16 protein-coding genes and 1 tRNA gene are annotated in these 20306 nt (G+C 48.1%); 4 read left to right on the top strand and 13 right to left on the bottom strand.

Translation table 11 applies throughout. From position 1 onward, the window contains the following. Window positions 1–64 precede the first annotated feature (64 nt). Together CFT61_RS11915 and CFT61_RS11910 are read left to right on the top strand one after the other, a co-directional pair. Window positions 65–1492: a methyltransferase RsmF C-terminal domain-like protein gene (locus CFT61_RS11915; RefSeq protein WP_089544644.1), complete on the top strand. Its 1428-nt coding sequence runs from the start codon at window positions 65–67 to the stop codon at window positions 1490–1492. Window positions 1493–1547: 55 nt separating this feature from the next. Beyond that, window positions 1548–2069, top strand: coding sequence for a dihydrofolate reductase (locus CFT61_RS11910; protein ID WP_089544678.1), 522 nt, complete (start codon window positions 1548–1550; stop codon window positions 2067–2069). Window positions 2070–2096: 27 nt separating this feature from the next. Here the strand turns inward: CFT61_RS11910 and CFT61_RS11905 are convergent, their stop codons facing one another. The 10 genes from CFT61_RS11905 to CFT61_RS11860 form a co-directional block, all read right to left on the bottom strand. Continuing rightward, window positions 2097–2600 (bottom strand): Lrp/AsnC family transcriptional regulator, encoded by a 504-nt coding sequence (locus CFT61_RS11905; RefSeq protein WP_089544643.1) that lies wholly within the window; start codon window positions 2598–2600, stop codon window positions 2097–2099. Window positions 2601–2704: 104 nt separating this feature from the next. Continuing rightward, on the bottom strand, window positions 2705–3169 hold the full coding sequence (locus tag CFT61_RS11900; protein ID WP_089544642.1) for an ExbD/TolR family protein: 465 nt from the start codon (window positions 3167–3169) through the stop codon (window positions 2705–2707). Then, entirely contained in the window at window positions 3166–3765 is a 600-nt protein-coding gene (locus CFT61_RS11895) for an ExbD/TolR family protein (RefSeq protein ID WP_089544641.1), read from the bottom strand. Before CFT61_RS11895 ends, CFT61_RS11900 begins: the two co-directional genes overlap by 4 nt. 49 nt (window positions 3766–3814) lie before the next feature. Beyond that, window positions 3815–4339, bottom strand: coding sequence for a hypothetical protein (locus CFT61_RS11890; RefSeq protein WP_089544640.1), 525 nt, complete (start codon window positions 4337–4339; stop codon window positions 3815–3817). Window positions 4340–4355: 16 nt separating this feature from the next. Further along, the gene (locus CFT61_RS11885) at window positions 4356–5069 is read right to left on the bottom strand and encodes a MotA/TolQ/ExbB proton channel family protein (RefSeq protein ID WP_089544677.1); all 714 of its coding nucleotides are present in this window, start codon (window positions 5067–5069) and stop codon (window positions 4356–4358) included. Window positions 5070–5102: 33 nt separating this feature from the next. Next, window positions 5103–5190 (bottom strand) — tRNA-Ser (locus tag CFT61_RS11880). Between the two features lie 284 nt (window positions 5191–5474). Further along, on the bottom strand, window positions 5475–8012 hold the full coding sequence (locus CFT61_RS11875) for a beta-N-acetylglucosaminidase domain-containing protein (protein ID WP_089544639.1): 2538 nt from the start codon (window positions 8010–8012) through the stop codon (window positions 5475–5477). A 71-nt stretch (window positions 8013–8083) separates the two neighbouring features. Continuing rightward, window positions 8084–8860, bottom strand: a complete 777-nt coding sequence (locus tag CFT61_RS11870; RefSeq protein ID WP_089544638.1) for a TatD family hydrolase — start codon at window positions 8858–8860, stop codon at window positions 8084–8086. Window positions 8861–8879: 19 nt separating this feature from the next. Beyond that, a complete protein-coding gene (locus tag CFT61_RS11865) occupies window positions 8880–9854 on the bottom strand; it encodes a polyprenyl synthetase family protein (protein WP_089544676.1) in 975 nt (324 codons plus the stop codon). A 74-nt stretch (window positions 9855–9928) separates the two neighbouring features. After that, window positions 9929–10666 carry an energy transducer TonB gene (locus CFT61_RS11860; RefSeq protein WP_089544637.1) on the bottom strand — a complete coding sequence of 246 codons (738 nt, stop codon included), beginning with the start codon at window positions 10664–10666 and terminating at the stop codon, window positions 9929–9931. A 159-nt stretch (window positions 10667–10825) separates the two neighbouring features. On the opposite strand from CFT61_RS11860, the gene porQ reads away from it, so the two are divergent. Next, window positions 10826–11773 carry a type IX secretion system protein PorQ gene (gene porQ, locus CFT61_RS11855; RefSeq protein WP_089544636.1) on the top strand — a complete coding sequence of 316 codons (948 nt, stop codon included), beginning with the start codon at window positions 10826–10828 and terminating at the stop codon, window positions 11771–11773. Window positions 11774–11830: 57 nt separating this feature from the next. Then, window positions 11831–12523 carry a (d)CMP kinase gene (gene cmk / locus CFT61_RS11850; RefSeq protein WP_089544635.1) on the top strand — a complete coding sequence of 231 codons (693 nt, stop codon included), beginning with the start codon at window positions 11831–11833 and terminating at the stop codon, window positions 12521–12523. Between the two features lie 270 nt (window positions 12524–12793). Here cmk and CFT61_RS11845 read toward each other — a convergent pair whose 3' ends face one another. Genes CFT61_RS11845 through CFT61_RS11835 form a run of 3 tightly spaced genes read right to left on the bottom strand, consistent with a single transcriptional unit; the run spans window position 12794 to window position 20296 of the window. Continuing rightward, complete coding sequence (locus CFT61_RS11845) at window positions 12794–13672, bottom strand: 4-hydroxy-3-methylbut-2-enyl diphosphate reductase (RefSeq protein ID WP_089544634.1); 879 nt, start codon at window positions 13670–13672, stop codon at window positions 12794–12796. Continuing rightward, window positions 13672–14736 (bottom strand): DUF1573 domain-containing protein, encoded by a 1065-nt coding sequence (locus CFT61_RS11840; RefSeq protein WP_089544633.1) that lies wholly within the window; start codon window positions 14734–14736, stop codon window positions 13672–13674. Before CFT61_RS11840 ends, CFT61_RS11845 begins: the two co-directional genes overlap by 1 nt. 31 nt (window positions 14737–14767) lie before the next feature. After that, the gene (locus tag CFT61_RS11835; RefSeq protein WP_089544632.1) at window positions 14768–20296 is read right to left on the bottom strand and encodes an alpha-2-macroglobulin family protein; all 5529 of its coding nucleotides are present in this window, start codon (window positions 20294–20296) and stop codon (window positions 14768–14770) included. Window positions 20297–20306: the final 10 nt, after the last annotated feature.

Here is a 20306-nt window from a genome sequence, read left to right as displayed (position 1 = left end):
ATTAGTTGCAAAGAAACGAAATTTTTCTTATTTTTGCAAACAAAATCAAGAATAAAGGCATTATATGAAGACATTACCAGAAGATTTCATCCAATATTCCCAAGAGTTGATGGGCGATGAACTGTTCCAGCAACTGAAACAGGGCATCATCGAGGAAGAAGCACCTACCAGTATCCGCCTCAATCCTTTCAAATGCAAGGAGGGAGAAGATGCTGCGGGCGAACCGATTCCATGGTGCCCTTCCACCGGTCGCTATCTCTCCACCCGTCCTAACTTCACCTTCGACCCATGGCTCCATGCAGGAAAGTATTACGTGCAGGAGGCTTCTTCCATGTTCGTGGATCTGGTGATCCGACAACTCGTTCACGCCCCCGTGATGATGCTCGATCTCTGTGCGGCTCCAGGTGGAAAATCTACCGCTGTACGTGCTGCCCTGCCGGAAGGTAGTCTTCTTTTCAGCAACGAACCGATGCGCACCCGCTCGCAGATTCTTGCAGAGAATATCCAGAAGTTCGGTCATCCCGATATGATCGTCACCAACAACTATCCACGCGACTACAAGAAGTCGAAACTTCAGTTTGATGTCATCCTCACTGATGTTCCCTGCTCCGGCGAAGGTATGTTCCGCAAGGATGATGGCGCCATCAGCGAATGGAGCCTGCAGAATGTGGACAACTGCTGGCATCTGCAGCGTGAAATCGTAAGCGATATCTGGAACTGCCTGAAACCAGGCGGTCTCCTCATCTACTCTACCTGCACCTTCAATGCCCACGAAGACGAAGAGAATATCGCCTGGATCTGTGAGGAGCTGGGGGCTGATGCTATTGCACTCAACGATATCGATGAAGCATGGAATATCACGGGCAATCTCATAGGCACAGACATCCCTGTCTATCGTTTCCTCCCAGGCAAGACCCGCGGAGAAGGCATCTTCCTCGCGGTACTCAGAAAAGAGGGAGAACCGGAAATGGAGAAGGAAGATAAAAAGAAGAAAAAAGACAAGAACAAGGATAAAGGAAAGAATAGAGGAAACAAGGGAAAGGGTCTGCAGGTTCCAACAGACTGGCTGAAGTCTTCCGACTATGAAACGATAGCCGAAGACGATAACTTCTATGCCATCCCAAGCCGATGGAAAGCCATCTATGAGGATGCTGCCAGAAACCTGAAGGTGATACATGCCGGCATCAAACTGGGAACAAGCAAGGGCAAAGACATCATTCCCGACCAGAGTCTGGCACTCTCCACCGAACTCAACACTGAGGTTTTCCCACAGGTAGAACTCTCCTACGAGGATGCCATCCGCTACCTGCGCAAAGAGGCTGTGAATCTTCCTGCTGACACCCCCAAAGGCTACGTGCTCGTAACCTATCAGCAGATGCCTCTGGGCTGGGAGAAGAACATCGGCAACCGTGCCAACAACCTCTATCCACAAGAGTGGAAAATCAAGAGCAGCCACGTGCCGGAAGAACCCTGTGTAATCAGCAAGAAATAAGTATCAAGAAACAAGATAAGAATTCATCAAGAAGAACCAGACATCAGGAATGAATATGCTCAGCATCATCGCTTGTATCTCTAAAGACAATAGAGCCATCGGCTACCAGAACCGACTGCTCTATCATTTACCATCAGATATGGTCCGCTTCCGTGAACTTACCACGGGGCATACCATCGTGATGGGCAGAAAGACATTTGAATCTCTCCCTAATGGTGCTCTTCCACATCGCCGCAACATCGTTGTCTCTAAAAGTCTGAAAGAGATAGATGGGGGCGAAGTATATCCTACCCTGGAAGAAGCACTCAGGGCTGCTCAAGGCGACACCTTGTCTGCCCCCAAGGAAGATGCAGGAATAGCCAGTCCGGAAGAAATCTTCATCATTGGCGGAGAAAGCATCTATCGCCAGGCTCTTCCTGCAGCCCGGAAACTCTATCTCACCATCGTAGATAAGGAGCCGGAACAGGCAGATACCTTCTTCCCTGCCATCGACAGTTCTGCCTGGGAAGTGACGGAAAAAGAAATGAGGAATGAAAACGGATTGTCGTTCTCATTCCTCACCTATATCAGAAAATAAATTCGACCAGTACGGTTGAATAAATTCTTATTCTTCTGTTGTTTCATCTTCCTCATCAGAAACCTGCTGGATATCCTTCAGAGAGAGCTGACGGTCGATGGCTGCATTGAAGGAGATGATGGTCTCGCTTCTGGAAAGACCCAATGGCTGCAACTTATCGTGGATAATCTCCAGGAGATGGTGGTTGTTGACTGCATAAATCTTGATGAACATATCAAAACCGCCCGTAGTATAATGACACTCTACTACCTCAGGAATCTTCTTGAGTTCCTCTACCACCTGATCAAACTTTTCTGGTTCCTTGAGGAACAGTCCCATATATGCACAGGTTTCGTAACCAATCTTCTCTGGATCGATAACAAATTGAGAGCCTTTAATAATGCCAAGGTTAGTGAGTTTAGCTACACGCTGATGAATGGCAGCACCGCTTACATTACAAGCACGTGCTACTTCCAGAAATGGAATTCGGGCATCCTGAGAAATCAGCTTCAGAATATGCCTATCTAATGAATCTAATACTTGTTTTGCCATAATTAATTATTATTTGCCTGCAAAGGTAGCATTTTTCTAATAAAAAAGCAACTTTTCTAATAAAAAAAATAATAAATTAATATTATTTTTCCTTTTAGAGCATATTATTTCCTTTTTTCAACAGCAGAATAGCTTATTTTCAATGCTTTTGCCTGGCGCAGTGCCTGCTTCACATCGGTAATCACTCCCATCTTGGTGTCCTGGTCTGCCTTGATGGAAACGGTCATCAGTTTCTGGTCTTCAGGCGACATCCGCTTCTTCTCGGCAGAGATATAATCCTGCACATCAGAAGCACTGGCAAACTTGTCATTCATCTGTATCTGGGTACCTGAGCCGTATTTGCCCTGCAGATCCTTGGTTGGCTTTCCTATATAAATATGACTTACCGCCGACTTCTTGGTCAGGCGTGTGAGATTCTTTCCTTCCGGCATACGGCATTCCACCTTTAAGGTAACCTGTCGCATGTGGGTAACGATCATAAAGAAAAAGAGTACTGAGAATATCAGATCCGGCAAAGATGACGTATTCAATTCCGGAACCGAATGCGATTTTTTACGAAAATTCATCATTTGGCGCCTCCTTTCTCCTGAGCAGACTGGGCTTCCTGTTTCTCTTCCGCATCAGCATCTACACTCTTGTCTTCATGAGTCATCGCATTGGCATACGACTCCGTAATGCGCTGAGGACAGAGCTTACGCACCTGCTCCTTCTGATCATTGTTCAAAAGCGCAAAGTCTCTATGATATTTCTTCTGGGCTGCCTCATTGCGAAGTTGCGCATAGGCTTCCATCAACTCATTCTGCATCTGGAAATAGAGGTTGTAGTTGGCATCACGGTCGCTCTCGATGGAAATCAGATGTTTCTTACCCAGGCGATGTACAAAGCGGACGGTTTCCTGCTTCAGATCTTCCAGCTTCATCGGCTGGTTGTTCACCAGCAACGTATCTCCAGCCGTAAGATGAATCGCCATCAGACTGTTCTTATCCACCACCGATTCCTGCTGTTCCTTCTTCTGAGGTTCAGGCGAAGGCAGCTGGCGCAACAATCCCTTATCCACATCCATGGATGTGGTTACAAGGAAGAATATCAGCAGCATAAACGAGATGTCGGCTGTTGAGGTGGTATTCAATCCCGGGGTTTCGTTACGATTCCTTCTTATCAGCATTGCTTTATGATATGATACTAACTATTTTTTGATTGATAATTACAGGCTGTTACTGCTTCTTTCGGATATATCGGGTGGCACCGAAGCAAACGGCTCCAATGCCTGCCAGCAACATCAGCAGCGAGGTGATGACAAACATATCTGAAAGTTTCAGCCACAACCAGTCGGCGTAGTTCTCGCCATTGATGAGCATCGGATCGGAACCTCCCAAGAGGAAGGTAAGAATCAGAACTGCCAGCAAGGTAAGCCAGGTGATACGGAAGATACGACGCACCGGCACACCATTCACCACAGCCTCCGACCTGCTGCTCCGGTAATCCTTCACCATCGAATAGACCGCCAAGCCTATTCCTCCTATCAGGAAAAGCCACATCAGGAAGATGAGCACATCGGTAAAAAGAGGGGCATTGAAGTCGGGGTTCTCATCGAAAGGCAAATCATAGCCTATCAGATAGAACAGACCGAAAACCAGCACAGCCAAACCTATCATCAGACGGAAAACCTTCTGAGATATCTGTTCGGCAGACTTGTTTTTCGCCTTTGAATTCGATTTTGAAAATTGAAATTTAACCATAGATTCAAAGATAAAGCTATTTTCTCTTGGCAATGATATCCATCAATGTAACAGCCGATTCTTCCATCTGACTGGTGAGATGTTCTACCTTGGAAAGGATATAGTTATAGAACACCATCAGAATCAAGGCAACAATGATACCGAAGATGGTAGTAATCAGCGCCACCTTCATACCCGAAGCCACGATGGTAGGACTGATATCTCCCGCCTGCTGAATCTGGTCGAAAGCCATCACCATACCAATCACCGTACCCAGGAATCCGAGGGAAGGAGCCATGGCGATGAAGAGCTTGATCCAGGAACATCCCTTCTCCAGGTTGGCAGCCTGCACGGTACCATATCCACTTACCGAGCGCTCGATATCATCGAGATGCTCATCCATATGCATCAATCCCTGATAGCAGATAGAAGCTACAGGTCCACGGGTATTGCGGCAAAGTTCCTTGGCACCTTCCACATCGCCTGCTTCTACCTTCTGGTCGATATCCTGCATCAGCTTCTTGGCATTGATTTCAGAAAGGCTGAGATAGATGATGCGCTCAATACAGAAAGCCAGACCCACAATGAGAGCGATGGCAACGAGCGACATAAAGCCGGCATTACCCTCTATGAACTTCGTCTTAAGAGCTTGATGAAATCCGATATTCTCGTCTTGCGCCATGACAGGCAAAGAACACATTACTGTGAAAATGAATATTGCGAAACGCGCAATAGCTGTATTTTTCTTCATAATCATATATACCTTATTATATATATAAAAAAGCGGAAAGAGGGGGATTCGAACCCCCGATTCCCTTTAGGGGAATACACGCTTTCCAGGCGTGCCTCTTCAGCCACTCGAGCACCTTTCCAGTTTCGGAGTACAAAATTATCACTTTTTATTCGAAAATCCACATATTCGTTTGCTTTTTACATTTCTTTAACTAGAGATGACATAAAACAAGCGCCCTGAAAGGACAAAAGCATCTATTTTAAAGCTTTTGCCCTTTCAGGGCGACTTGTTGGTTGCATATTTAACCCAGGGTGTTGCCCTGGGCTAGGAGCTTTTGCCCTTTCAGGGCGTATGGCGTCCCGGCAGAATTGCAAATTCGGCGAGACACCTAGCGGACTTCACCACTTGCGAAAGTTCTGTCCTTTACTTTTCAGGAATTATCTCGAAGATTTCGGCTGAACCATCCAGCTGAAGCTTGGCAGCCTTCTTCACCAATTCTATCTTGCAGAATGACTGGTCGATGTTGGTTGTTGCCAATACCTTGCCCTTGGCATTCAGCTGGCGACATACCAATGATTTGCCTGGAGCCAACTTCAACAGCAGGGTGTAACCCTTTACATTCTTTTCTACACCCATGGTAAGGGTACCCTCGTTGATGAATGAGGTGCAAGGGTTCTCATCGAAACCATACATCGCTGCCTGCATATCCTTAGCCTCTACAGTAAAGCTCAAACGCTCTGGGGTAGTTGGGTTCACCTCGAAGGTACGGACTGCAGCCCAATTGCGCTTGTCAGACTTCAACTTCTTGATGCGGATATAACGAGCCTCAACAGGAGAATCTGTCTTCCAGTTGATGACATACTGCTTCTTCAACTCACCGGTCAGCGCCTTCCACTCCTTCTTGTCAAGAGAATACTCCAAAACGGTGTTGTCGAAGTAATCCACATCATCTACAGAGTTACGTCCCTGAAGGATTCTTACCTCAGAAACAGAACGAACACAACCTAAATCAGCACCAATCCAGTCGCCAGTGTTCTGACCATTACCAGATGTATAATAGGTAGTAGAATCGTTGTCAAACATCGCCTTGCTCTGGGTAGTTCTCAAGGTAGCATAAGTACCGATACCCTTATAGAAAGCAGGCACCTTGCCAGTCAACTTCTTGAAGAAGCCAGAAGCCATATCATCCATAGACTGCTCATAGAATGGCTGCAATACCATGGTTCCAGACTTATGCTTCTCGTAAGCAGCCACATCTTCCTTGCTCATACGGTTGTTTACATAGCCATCCCAGAATGCCTGGTCATTACCAGCCTTGTACTCCTTGATGAGCTGCATGGTCTTCAGACCACGGTTACCCAATTTGCCAAACTCGGTCAACCAAGGACGGAGTTCCTTCATCAACAAGGCATTCTTGCAGTTTGCCTCCATCTGAGCAGGTGCATTCTTCACCTTTTCAAATTCCTTCTGCAAAGCATTGAACTCAGCATCTGTAAAGTTGTCGATGCGGAAGCTCTTGGTTTCCCATGATTCGATACGGCGATAACCGGTTTCTGTATCGCATGAGTGCATGGCGAATGTACGATAAGCATCGTGTGCCTCTGGAGTGAGATCTACCAGACCACGCTCCCAGTTGTCGAGTGGATTATAGTTGGCGATATTCCATGCATAGTCAGCTACACCGTAGAGAGCCAGCTTGGAAGCTTCACCATGCTCCATTGGGTTGCTCACGAAACCACAGAGATCCTTGTTGGTCAGGTCGGTCTGCAAACCGTAGGTAGGACCCTGCATGATGATATGGCGTGCATAATCAGTAACTGGGAAGTTCCACCAGTAATAAGCAGGGCGCTTGATACGGGAGTTCACCCAGTCGAGCGTCTCGCGGGTCAAGTCACTACATACCACATCACCTGTCCAGAATACATTGATGGATGGATCGAGGGTATTACCGAAGATAGCCAGGGAACCAGTTGGTTTTGGATTTGCCCAGAGACGGGTATAATCGGTAGGACACATCACGAGCGGTGTAACATCGCCCTTAGCCTTCACAAACTCCTTAGCCAGGCGGTTCAAGAGTTCTGACTGCTTCACTGGGTTGGCACCCTCGCCGGAAATATCATCAAAGAAGATAGCGAAAGAACGTACACCGAGGTCGTACATCAAGTCAAGCTTGTGAACCAGGTTCTGATAATCTTCCTCGTTCCACTTGATATCCTGTCCCGGATGGATCGCCCATACGAAATCTACACGGTTGCGACGGCAAGCCTGTACGAGTTCGCTGATGTTCTTAGCCTCTTTCTCAGGATAAGGCAAGCGCCAGTTAGGGCAACTATGATAAGGATCATCCTTTGGACCATAGAGATAGGTGTTCATCTTGTTCTTTCCATAATAATCGATGAGGGAAAGACGCACCTGATGAGACCAAGGCTCACCATAGAAACCTTCTACCACACCACGGTTAGGAAGATCAGGGTAGTCGTTGCAAGTGGTATAAGGCATCTGGCCCTTTGCCATCTCGCTGTTTACAATCTGGCGCAAGGTCTGCAAGCCATAGAAAGCACCACGCTCATCGTATCCCACAATCTGGATACCTTTGGCATCAGCCTTCAGGCTGTAAGCACCCGATACAGGCTTCACTCCTGCTTTAGCAGCAAGCTTCTCACCGAAATCGATGGTCAGGCGAATGCCCTTGGCGTTAGCGGTCAGGAATTTCACATCATCAGCAAACTTACCTTTCTTGTCAATCACCTTGACACCCTTCTGCAGGTCGAGTCGGTTAGCAGCATCCACATTCAGGAGATGTGGTGTAGGACTCACGATGAGTCCGTGATGATCCAGTTTCTTACCAGGAATCATGTGCACGTCCTGCTTTTCAGAACGCTGGCCGCTCAGGTCTTGTGCCTGAGTGCCCTGTGCAAATGCTGCCATCAACATAGCAGCCAAAATCACTTTTCTAGTCATAATGAATAGTTTGGTTTTAATATTAAGCTTATAATTTTTATTATTTCATAGGGGAAAGACGCTTTTCTGATTTAATTCAGCTGAAAGACGCTTTCTACATTCTTATTCGTCTGTTCAGCGAATTTCTCCTCACTCACTCCGTATGCCTTCGCCAGAGTCTTGAGCACTTCTATCACGAAAGCGCTTTCATTGCGCTTGCCACGATAAGGCACGGGAGCCATATAAGGACTGTCGGTCTCCAGGATGATGCGATTCATCGGAACCGCAGCCGGAAGGTCTTCTCTGAGATGACTGCTCTTGAAAGTAGAAACACCGCCGATACCCAGCACGAAGTTATCGAAAGAGAGAAGCTCTTCAGCCTCCTTCTGATTGCCGGTGAAGCAGTGGAACACGCCGCCAGGCAGGTCTTTCTGATACTGACGGAGCAAGTGCACCATCTCGTTCTGTGCCTTGCGGCAATGAATCATCAGGGGGAGTCGGGTTTCTACCGACCATTTCACCTGTTCCTCGAATGCCTCCAACTGCTCCTGCTCGAACTCACGGCTCCAGTAGTAATCCAATCCGATTTCGCCAATGGCGATAAAGTCAGAAATCTGCATCTTTCGGAGTTCAGCCAGCTGATCCTTCCAGTCTGCCTTCACCTCTTCAGGATGCAAACCGATCATCGGATAGGCATAACCCGGATATTCCCGACTCAATGCCAGGACAGCGTGCGTGGTCTTCACGTCAATGGCAGGCAAGAACACCTTGCCTACCCCCGCTTCCCTGGCACGAGCGAAAGCTTCCGCTCTATCCTCATCAAACTCTTCTGCATCGAGATGAGTATGCGTATCTATTACTTTGAACATTGAACTTTAAACTTGATGATTAGTACTGGCGCTTCATCATTTTCTGTGCATACTTCGCCAATTCTTCCTTGCGCTCAGCAGGCACATTCACAGCATCAAGATACTTCTTGCTCTGCTCGAAGTAATAGGCAATCTTATCCTGTGCCATCTTGTCGATACCGATCTCGTTATAGAGACGGGTAACAGCAGCCACCTTCTCATTGCGGTCGAATTCCTTGGCATCCACCCATTTCTGGAGTTCAGCACGCTGGGCATCGTTGGCATGGTTGAAGGCATTGATGAGCATGAAAGTCTTCTTGTTGGAAGTGATATCACCACCAATAGCCTTACCAAACACCTTGGAATCACCATATACATCGAGGAAATCATCCTGCAGCTGGAAAGCCAAGCCGATCTGCTCGCCAAACTTATAGAGATTGTCAGCATCCTCAGCAGAAGCATCAGCCAGGATGGCACCAATCTTCAGGGCACAAGCAAGAAGCACACTGGTCTTGAGGCGAATCATCTCGATATACTCCTCTTCCTTCACATCATTGCGGTTCTCAAACTCCATATCATACTGCTGTCCCTCTCCAATCTCAAGGGCTGTAGTAGTAAAGAGCTTCATCACCTTGGCAAGATGCTGATCGTCGCACTGTGCCATTCTCTCGTAAGCCAACACCAACATACTGTCACCAGAGAGGATAGCAGTATTGGCATCCCACTTCTTGTGTACAGTCTCATGACCACGACGGAGGTCAGCATTATCCATCAGGTCGTCGTGCAAGAGCGTATAGTTGTGATAGGTCTCAAGAGCTATCGCATTCATCAGAATTTTCTCAGGATCATTCTTGAAGAGATTGTATCCCAAGAGCATTAAAACAGGGCGAATACGCTTTCCACCTAAAGAGAGTACGTACTTCACCGGTTCGTAAAGCGACAATGGTTTACGATTGTATGGGAGATTTGCCAGGAAATCATTCACCATTACCAATAATTCTTCTGATGTCTTCATATCTATCATATTTCTAATTTATAATATCTGATTTATAATCTGTCTTAAAATTGAGTATGTAGTTATTTTATCTTTTATAACTTGAATACCACCGGAATAGCAATCATGGTACGGCACACCTTGTTCTTGTCCATACCCGGTTTCCATTTGGGCATCATCTTCATCACGCGGAGCGCTTCAGCATCAAGGGCAGCATCCACCGAGGTACTTACCTTGGTATTGGCGATGCTTCCATCCTTGTTCACGATGAAGGTTACCACCACCGTGCCCTGTACCTTGTTGTTCTGCGCCACCTGCGGATACTTCAGGTTCTTGGTGAGCCATTGCATAAATGCCGACCAACCTCCCGGGAACTCCGGAATCTTCTGCACCACGGTAAACTTGATAGGAGCCTCAGCCTGTGTATCTGCCGGATCCACCGCTGTCTCAGGAGCCGCCTCCTTGACGTCAGCCCCTTCTACCACGCCCGAACCATCACCGATTACCAGCTTGCTGGTAGTAGTGCTGATCTTTTCCGGTGTCTTCTTGACCATTTGCTGCTCGGTAGGTTTCACCTCCTGAGTGATAGCCTGCGAGGCAGGTGCCTTCGCCACAGCCTCCGCACTCACCATATCTTTCTGATCGGGCGGAGTTGACATTTCCATATCTTGCGAAAGATCTTCAAAGTTCTCAGCCCAGTCGTCATCTCCCTGCGGATTTCTGGAATACTGCAATCCTACAAAAAGAAGCGTAAAGGCAATAAGGAGTCCCAGCAGGAAAAAGGTTACCCGCTTGTCCTCCAATTGTGCACGATCTGATTTCTTTATTTCCACAATATCTATTATCTACTATTTGCAGACTTGTTCACCCGTTTTTGGGGTCCAAACTGCAATATTTTACATTCTCTTTCGTTATTTTCTACGAAAACATTGCAAATTTACGTCTTATTTCTCAAAAAAGCCGTATCTTTGCCAAAGAATTAGATATTTTAAATGAAAAAAGTTGTTTTTTCCATTATATTGACGCTTTTCGCGACAAAAATGGGGGCTCAAGAGAGTCAGACGGGGTATAACTTCCTCCGACTCCCCGTCAGTGCCCATGCTGCTGCGTTGGGAGGCGATAACATCACCTTGATAGAAGATGATGCGGCACTTGCTTTCCATAACCCAGCCCTGCTAGCGTCGGTGAACGACCGTACCCTCAACTTCAACTACATGAACTATATGAAGGGGGTGAATATGGCATCAGCTTCATTCAACCGCATCGCCGGAGAGAAAGCTTCGTGGGCGGTATCGGCCCAATATGTGGATTATGGCAAGATGAAGCAGACCGATGAGAACAACATCCAGATGGGGGAATTATCGGCTAAGGATATCTGCCTGGCGGGTACTTTCTCCTACCTGCTCAGCGAACGACTCGTGGGTGGTATCACCGCCAAATTCATCACCTCGTATATCGGTGACTACAACTCCATCGCCATGGGGGTGGATCTGGGACTCAACTACTACGATTCGGAAGAAGAATGGTCGGTTTCAGCAGTAGCCAAAAACCTGGGTGGACAGCTCAAGGCTTATGATGAAGAATACGAGAAGATGCCGATCGACCTACAGGTGGGTGTCAGCAAGCACTTCATCAATACTCCCTTCCGCGTTTCAGCCACCTTGGTGAATCTGAACCATTGGGATAAGGGAATCAGAAACCATGCGGTATTAGGTGCCGACCTGCTTTTGAGCGAAAGTCTCTGGGTGGGAGCCGGCTACAATTTCCGACGCCACGATGAGATGAAAATCGTAAACGGAGAAGATGAAACCAGCAGTCATGGAGCCGGATGGTCGTTGGGTGGCGGTATCAATCTGGAGCGCTTCCATCTCAACATCGCCTACGGCAAATACCATGTCAGCAGCAATAGTCTGCTGCTGAATATCGACTACAGATTATAGAATACTGATTATTGAATACAGATTTATAGAACAGATAAACTTTTCAGATTTAAAGATATGAAGAAGATTACAATAGCAATTGACGGTTACTCTTCTTGTGGAAAGAGTACCATGGCAAAGGATCTTGCCAAGGAAATCGGATATGTGTATGTAGATACAGGTGCGATGTATCGCTCAGTTACGCTCTACGCCCTGCGCCACCAGCTCTTCGATGAGGATGGCAAGGTAAAGGTAGCAGCGTTAGAGGCTGAGATGCCAAACATCCACATCTCTTTCAAGTTCAACGCCGAAACCGGTCGCCCAGACTGCTATCTCAACGGAGAGTTGGTAGAAAAGGAGATCCGCTCGCTGGAGGTTTCCAATCACGTAAGTCCAGTGGCAGCCATCCCATTCGTAAGAGAGGCATTGGTAGCCCAGCAGCAGAAGATGGGCGAAGACAAGGGCATCGTAATGGATGGCCGTGACATCGGTACCACCGTTTTCCCTAACGCAGAACTGAAGATCTTCGTTACGGCAAGCTCTCAGGTAAGAGCACAGCGCCGTTTCGATGAGCTCAAGGAGAAAGGAATGCCTGCCGACTTCGAGGCTATTCTGAAAAACGTAGAGGAGCGTGACTATATTGACACCCATCGTGAGACCTCTCCTTTGCGCAAGGCTGATGATGCCATCACACTCGACAACAGCGAGATGACAATTCCGGAACAGAAGGAATGGTTGATGAAACAGTATCAAAAAGCCGCAGAAAAGTAACAAAAAGCTACTTTGTCGTAGAATGTCCAAAGACGATTGCAAAAATATATTAAAATTTCAGTTTAATATAAAAAAACTGCCATTTTAAAGAATTGGCTTTGCAAAAAAACGTTGTTTTATTTATCTTTGCAGACATAATGACAAGGTAGTAATGATATAGATTATAAATTTTGAGTTAATTACTGTTTTTTGAAGGTGATAAGTCCTCGTGAGAAGATTTATCACCTGTTTTTATTTGATGAGATGAATCATCAGATTACCTGTTTCTCTTTATGATAAGGTATCCTTGATGATTTTCTCCTTGCATTCTTCCATCAGCCATTTAGGAGTACTGGTAGCACCACAGATGCCTACGGTATTCACGCCCTTCAACCAATCCATATTGATTTCTTCGGCACTCTCTATCTGATAACTGTTGGCATTCACGCTCTTGCACTCCTTGAAGAGCACCTTTCCATTGCTGCTCTTTCTGCCACTGACAAAGAGGATGACATCATGCTTGCTGGCAAAGGATGCAATGTTTGGCATTCTGTTAGCCACCTGGCGGCAGATGGTATCAAAGCTCTTGAAGGTTGCGCCCTCTACGATATGCTCCTGGCAATACTCGATGATGCGATGGAACTCATCCAGACTCTTGGTGGTCTGGGAATAGAGATAGATATCACGGTTGAAATCCAATTTACCTATTTCCTTCAGATGCTCTACATCCTCAAACTTCTCTACCACGAGGGCATGACTCTCGGTCTGTCCTACCAGTCCCAGCACCTCGGCATGTCCCTTCTTTCCGAAGATGACAATCTGCGCCTCCGGATTGCTCACATACTGCTTCTTGATGCGGCGCTGCAACTGGAGTACTACCGGACAGGTAGCATCAATAATCTCAATATTGTTCTTCTCTGCCAGCGCATAAGTCTCAGGCGGTTCACCATGTGCACGAAGCAGCACCTTCACACCGTGAAGCTCCTTCATCTCCTCATGGTCGATGGTAATCAGCCCTGCCTCATGCAGGCGCTCCACCTCCATACCATTATGCACAATATCACCCAGGCAGTAGAGTGTACTGCCCTTTTCCAACTCTTCTTCAGCTTTCTTGATGGCAGTGGTTACGCCGAAGCAGAAACCACTACCATGATCTATTTCTATCTGCATTACTTTACATTTATTCTAATTACAACTTTGGCATTCTCCGGATCATTGGTAATCATGAGAATACGAGGATGCTTGGCACGCGACTTCTTCAGATCGGCAGCCACGGCTGTCACCTTCATCTTCACGGTCTCTCCCGGCTGAATCTTACTCTTCTTCAGCTGTACCTGCAAGCCCATGGTAAACATCTGCATGCTTCGGATATCCAAAACTGACTTACCCTGGTTGCTAACCAGGATTTCTCCCTTCCGCTTCTTCTTGCCGTTGAAGTTACCCAGATTCAGATCGGTAGTAGAGAGTTCAACCTTCGGAGCCTGTTCCTTCTGCTCGGCAGTCAACTTGTCGAAACTTGGCAGGAGGACGGCAGAAACCACGATTTCCTTCTCTGGAGCAATCTTGTCGCCAGGACGCTCCCCCAGATAAACAGAAGTCTGATTCAAGCCGAAATCACGCAACTTCTTCGAATCCAGCACAAAGGTAATCTCTGCGGAACGGTGAGGAGCCACCCTGGAAGGCGAAACCGCCGCCTGGAGATAGTTAGGAAGATGCATGACCACTGGTTCCATCATCTCCTCTGTAGGATTGAAGATATGGATGCGCTGTACCGGACGGTCGCCACGGTTTACGTCATCAAACTCCACCTCCTGGACATCCGACTTGAGTTCGCCAAGCAGTTCATTATATGGACCTGCGAAATCTACCACATTGCTCACTACCCTACCACGCATAGAGAGGATAAAAGGTTCCTCCGATGCATTGCTATAGAGGCATATCTGCTTGTGGAAGGTACCCATCTGCTTCGCATCATACACCGCCTTGACCAAGAAGCTGCCGCCAGGAGCCACACTGTTCTTCGGATACACCACTTCTGTACATCCGCAACTCTTATACACCTGATGGATGATCAGCGGTTTGCTGCCCTCATTCTTCATCAGGAACTCAGCGGTTACCGGCTTGCGGAATACTACCTGTCCACAATCCACGATCTCGTTCTGAGTACTTATCTTCTGTGCCGACGCAGACACCGCCAACAGCGATGAAAGCATCAATATATTCATTCGTTTCATACTATTCTATTCGTAATTATCAATCCTTATATTAATTATTAACTGTCATCTTATATGCCTCCGTACGACCTCCAAACTCCGGACTGTAGGTACACTCTGCCGTGCAGGAGCCCGACTGGTAATCGCCCTTACGGTCAACATAATATTCCATTTCTACGAAATGCTTACCTTTAGATAAACGATCAAAATAGAAATTTGTTGTATTATCCTTAGGAGAAACATAACATTCCATACCCCACTGGTAACCGCTCAGCTGATTGACAGGCTCCAGACAGGCTGCCCGTTTGTCCACAATCTTCACGAAATCGTAGTCACGGTCGGCGGTGATGATGAGTGTTACCTTCACCTTCTCTCCCACCTTCGCCTGAGCCTTGCCCCTGCCCTGCGATTCAGCAGGAACGATGACACGGCGCACCTTGATGCCCGATTCGGCAGAGGCTATTTCGCTAAGCGGCTGCTTGAACTCTGCATACACGGCACCCCAACTGGTATAATCGCTTTTCTTGTTGATGCTCAGGGTAGATGCCTTACCCGCCTTTTCGGTCTTGACATAACCCAACGTAGTAGAATCCTGCGGCATTGGCAACAGCTTGCCATCCAGTTTCAGCACGGCATTCTCAGCCCGTTTGTTCCAGTTGCTCTCATTACCCTTCATAAAGGCATAGACGGCATCCACGGTGTTCACCGGCGTATCCCAAACCTGGGTGCGTTTCGACATCAGGAGCCAGCGCTGCATCTCCTCGATGGTCTGCTGTTTGCTAATAGCAGACGATGCTGATGAAATAGCAGCTATAGACTGAGCATCCAAAGCCTGCAGAGCCTCGATGGCAGCCACCTCCGTTGGAATCTTATAGTTTCTCCAACTATAGTACGCCTTGCGAGTATCATAATATCTGCCCATATCCTCACGATAGACGGAATATTCCTCCATGCTCTTCAAGTAGTCGGCAGCCGTCTTGTAATCGTAGTTTAGGGCGAGTATCACAGCAGCCTTCGCCTTGCCATAGATGGTCAACGAACCCGTCATCTTCTTCAGTTTTCCGAGGAGATAATCCATGTCATTCAAAGCAGGAGCTTTGAGTTTCACACAAGTCCCATCCATTGCGACAATATAGAGATAATGCAAAGCCATCTCGCTTGGCGTAGCCTGGTAAGCCTTGCCATTCCGAGCGGCTTTCTGCGCAGCCTTTGCCTCATCCTCCTTCATCGCCTTCACCTCACGAGCCGTTTGCTGACGCAGATAGTCGATTGCTCCCGAAAGCATACTTGCGGTAAAGGATTGTCTGCCCACGATGGCATTGAGACGAACCATCATCTCTGCCACAGCCGTGGTCATATATCTGCTACCGCTCATGCCCTTCCACCAAGAGAAGGAACCATCCTTGTTTTGGAGTTTCTTCAGGAGAGCGACATACTTGTTCACCTTCTTTTGCAAGGTATCAGAAGCCGATGCCAAGCCCGAAGCATCGTCGATGTCCTTGGCATTCACGTTCAAGGTCTTCTGGATATGGCGGCTGAGGGTGTTGGCATAGATGGCAGCCATCAAGGAGAGTGCATCCTCCTCGGTAGGATTACTGATAGCAGGCAGCGCCTTCACCATCAGCCAACTAGGATTGTTGGTGTACTCGATGGTTACCTTTGCCTCTTCAGCGCCCTTCGCCTGCTTGCCCTCCTTGTTCAGGAAAAGTTTGCTCAGGTCGAAGTTCTGCTCACCCTTCTGATGCAGGGTGATAGGCAGGGTGTTCACCACGAGTTCACGGTCGCTCAAAACCGGCAGATAGTGCTGTTCACCATCGCTGTAGCCATTACCGGCAGCCACCACCTTATTAATATATACACCCTCTTTCAGACCTTGAACATCGAAGGAGATGGTAGCAGAGCCCTCGGCATCGATGCGATAGCCCTGGGTCTTCTGCCAAACCACCTTCTGGGTTTCGGCATCCAGAATCTGCATACGGGCGTTGCCGCTCACCTTCTTGTCGGAAGTATTGAAGAGTTTCACCACGATGGTGCTCTTATCGCCCTCACGCAGGAAGCGAGGCATGTTAGGCTGCACCATCACGGTCTTCTGAGCCACAGCCTCATCCACCAGCAAACCGTTGCGCATCTCCTTGTCATGAGCCAATCCCATGAACTTCCAGGTAGTCACGCTCTCTGGTAGGGTAAACCTGATGGCTACGTTGCCATTGTTGTCACTCTCCAAGGCAGGATAGAAGAAGGCGGTCTCGTTCATATTCTCACGCACCTGTACCTTGTCGAGGAACTGTCCTGCGTCTGAGCCAGAACCGCCAGCAAACTGCGGCATCTCCTCTACTACATCAAAAACCTTGTTGACAGATGGAGCAAAAGCACCGACACGAGCCATCTTAGAACCACGAATTCTCATGACTTTCGCTTCTTCTCGTACCAGCTCGTCTTTCTGTATACGAACAGCCTCAACGGTTCCGCCAGAAGAACGTTCCAACTTGCTCAGCTCCACCGCTTGCATATAAGCATAATAGCTAAAGAATTTGCCATCAAACTGATCCACATCCAGCTCCTTTTCATCATAATACTTGGTAGGATAAGTACCCGACAATCCCATCTCATAATACTTCAGATTGCTCTTCCAATAGCAGTCTGGCAACCACTGGCTGAATCCCAGCGACATTTTCCAGGTGTGGTCAGCCAACTGGTCGAGCGACTTATCATAAAGTACACTCATCAGCTGTGCCTTGGCTGGCTTGCCGTCGGGAGTCGTAATCTGCAAGGTCCACTTCTCCTTCTGTCCCGGAGTGAGACGGTCGCGGAAAGTCTTCCAGGTGATGTTCAACTTCTTCTCCGGCAAAGGACGGGCGATGCTGATTTTTCTGGTATAGCATTCGCCGTTCTTCACGAAACTATAATTAATCACCACACCCGAAGCATATTCCGGCTTGTAGGTGAATGGCAGGGTAACGATGCTGTCGCCCAACTCCCAGGCACCCTTCTCCAGCAGTTTGTTGCCAGCGATGATGGAATAAACAATGTGCGCTCCGTTTTCAGAAGAACCCACCTGCACATATACCGGTTTTCCATCACGCGGGAAGGTCTTCGCCGTCTGATAATACCATTCAGTGGTTGGCTCCATCGGATGGGTATCCTTGATGCTGAAGAGGGTGAACTTCTGCTGCAGGGTGTCTTGTCCGCAGATTGCCTCCATCTCATGCACACCTGATGGCAATACAGCCATAGAAATCGGCGCATTCGCCTCGGCATCCTTCCATTCGCCCTTGTCGATGCGGTACTTCAGGTTGCTGGATATCTCCATACCGCTGGCATTGCGGTAAGCAAAAGTCACCGTCTTCAGACTGTCTGCCTCAATACGCTTAGGAAGATTCACCGTGAGGATGGTTGGCTTGGTGCCCAGAGGCAGACTCATCACGCCCTCGTGGCTCTCGCCGCTGATGTCGGTAACGATGGCTGAGACCTCGAAGTTGAAGAAACGGGCGATGCGCATGAAATCGCTCATATCAGCCTCGTCTTTTCCTGACAAGGAAGCCTCCAGCGGAATCTCCACGTCGAAGGTTCCGTCCTCACGAGTCACGCAACTGTCAGTCTTCACCAACTGTCCGGCAGAACCTGCGCCCCACCACCAGAGCTGGTTTCTGCGGATCACCTGATACTCCACTTTGGCGCCCTGCACTGGTACACCGGCGTAGGTCTTTGCCGAAGCCTTCACCACTACGGTGTCGCCCCAGTTATATTTCTCGTTCACCTTCGGGAAGGTAATCTCGAAGGTTGGACGCTTGTATTCCTCCACACGGAAGGAACTGTTAGCTCGGTTATTCACGGATACATGATACATGCCTGTCTGTCCACCTTGAGGCAATTCGAAATCCACAGATGCCGTACCATATTCGTCGGTTGTAGCCTTCTGCTCAGCCACCTGCTTCCAGTTGGCATCCCTCAGGATAAACTTCAGTTCCATGCTCTTTCCCGGCACACTGGCATCCAGGCCTTTCTTCACGATATAGGAAACGGCAGTGGCATGCACCTTCTGTCCCGGACGATAGATGGCACGGTCGGTAAACAGCTGATATTTCGTTTCATCATCCTTCTTCTCGTAATAGCGGGCACGTGAGAGGTAGATATCCTTAGCAGGCGTAAACTTGTCATTGCTGGTGGAAATCAAGACGTTTCCATCCACATTCTTGAAGTAAGCCTCGCCGTTCTCATCGGTAGTCAAGCGGGCATGAACCAGCCTCTTCCACTTGCCCGTCTTCACATCATAATCCCTGTCATAGAGCATGATTTTCGCACCCGGTACTGGCTGTCCGTCGGTAGCATTCACCACCACATAACGATGCCTGTCATCAGGCAACTGCTGGATCATCACCGCCAGATTGCTGACATAGAAGAGTTCTCGCTGCGGAGCAATGCCTGTATTATCCGAAGTCACCTCCATCAGATAGGCGCCTAATGGCAGATTGCCACCGATTTCGATGGAATCCTTTACCTCTTCGTAATCCGGGCGACCATAGTAGTTGCGGCTGAAATCCTTCTGATGCAGCTTCGTGGTCTTCTTCAGGAGCATCTTATAGGTTGCCTCATTCTGGGCATCATATTCATTATCCGCTGTGATATTGAGACGGGAAAGCCGAATGTTCAGATTCTGGAGATTGCGCACATTCAGATGCACCCACTTCTTTTCCGAAGGGCGAAGCACCAATGGCATATCCTGCACCTGGAACATCGGTTCGGTGAGTCGCTTCTGCGCATTCCTCAGCACATTCATTCTCGACCATCCGCCCCATCTATTCAGTGCATAGTTGATATAGTTGAGCTTATCCTGCGGTTTGGCATCGGTGGCACCTTCCATGAAGCGGAAGTGCTCCACGGCAAGTTCGCCTGCCTCCGGAATATCCTGATATACGTGGATGAGCGAGTCGATGGTATTCAGATACTTCGACTTTCTGACCTCTCTTACGTCATCCTGGCGGTATTTCTCGATAAGCTTGTAGGCACAGAGACAGGCTGCACCCCGATTTTCCACCTTATTATAATAGGTGTACATCAGCAGATACGCCTCCTTGCTGTCAGCTTCGAAACCGATGAGATGCAGCAAATCGTTGTTGAAGGAACTGCCATCCACACCCTTCAGCGTCAGCGGCACATACCCGGTAGAAGCATTTCTGGCAAGAAGTTCAGGCTGCTCCAGGGCTTTCTTGAAGAACTCCTCGCTCTTCTTCCCATTCACCTCCCTATACACCTTGCCGAGCACGGCATATCTCACAGCCTTCAGCACGGGGTCTTTCGCTTTCAGTGCTTCCGTTTCCATCCGCTTCACATTGGGTGTCAGCGAGTCGGGCGAAATCTCTCTCCAGAGTATAGCTTGCCTTATCTCAGCCGCCAGCAGCTGGCCGTAGTCTTTCGCCGCCGTAGCCTTGGAGATGATTTTCTTCATCACCCCTATCTCGCTCTTAGGCTGGTCCTTCTGAGCGATGATATCAGCTTGTTTCCACAAGTTGTCGTAGGTTTGAGCCGTTGCTTGCAGCATGGCAAACACGGTTATGAGGAGTGTTATAATGTTTCTTTTCATAAGCCAATTG

Source organism: Segatella copri, from assembly GCF_002224675.1.
Taxonomy (GTDB): Bacteria; Bacteroidota; Bacteroidia; order Bacteroidales; family Bacteroidaceae; genus Prevotella; species Prevotella copri_U.
This window is presented reverse-complemented; position numbering and strand designations above follow the sequence as displayed.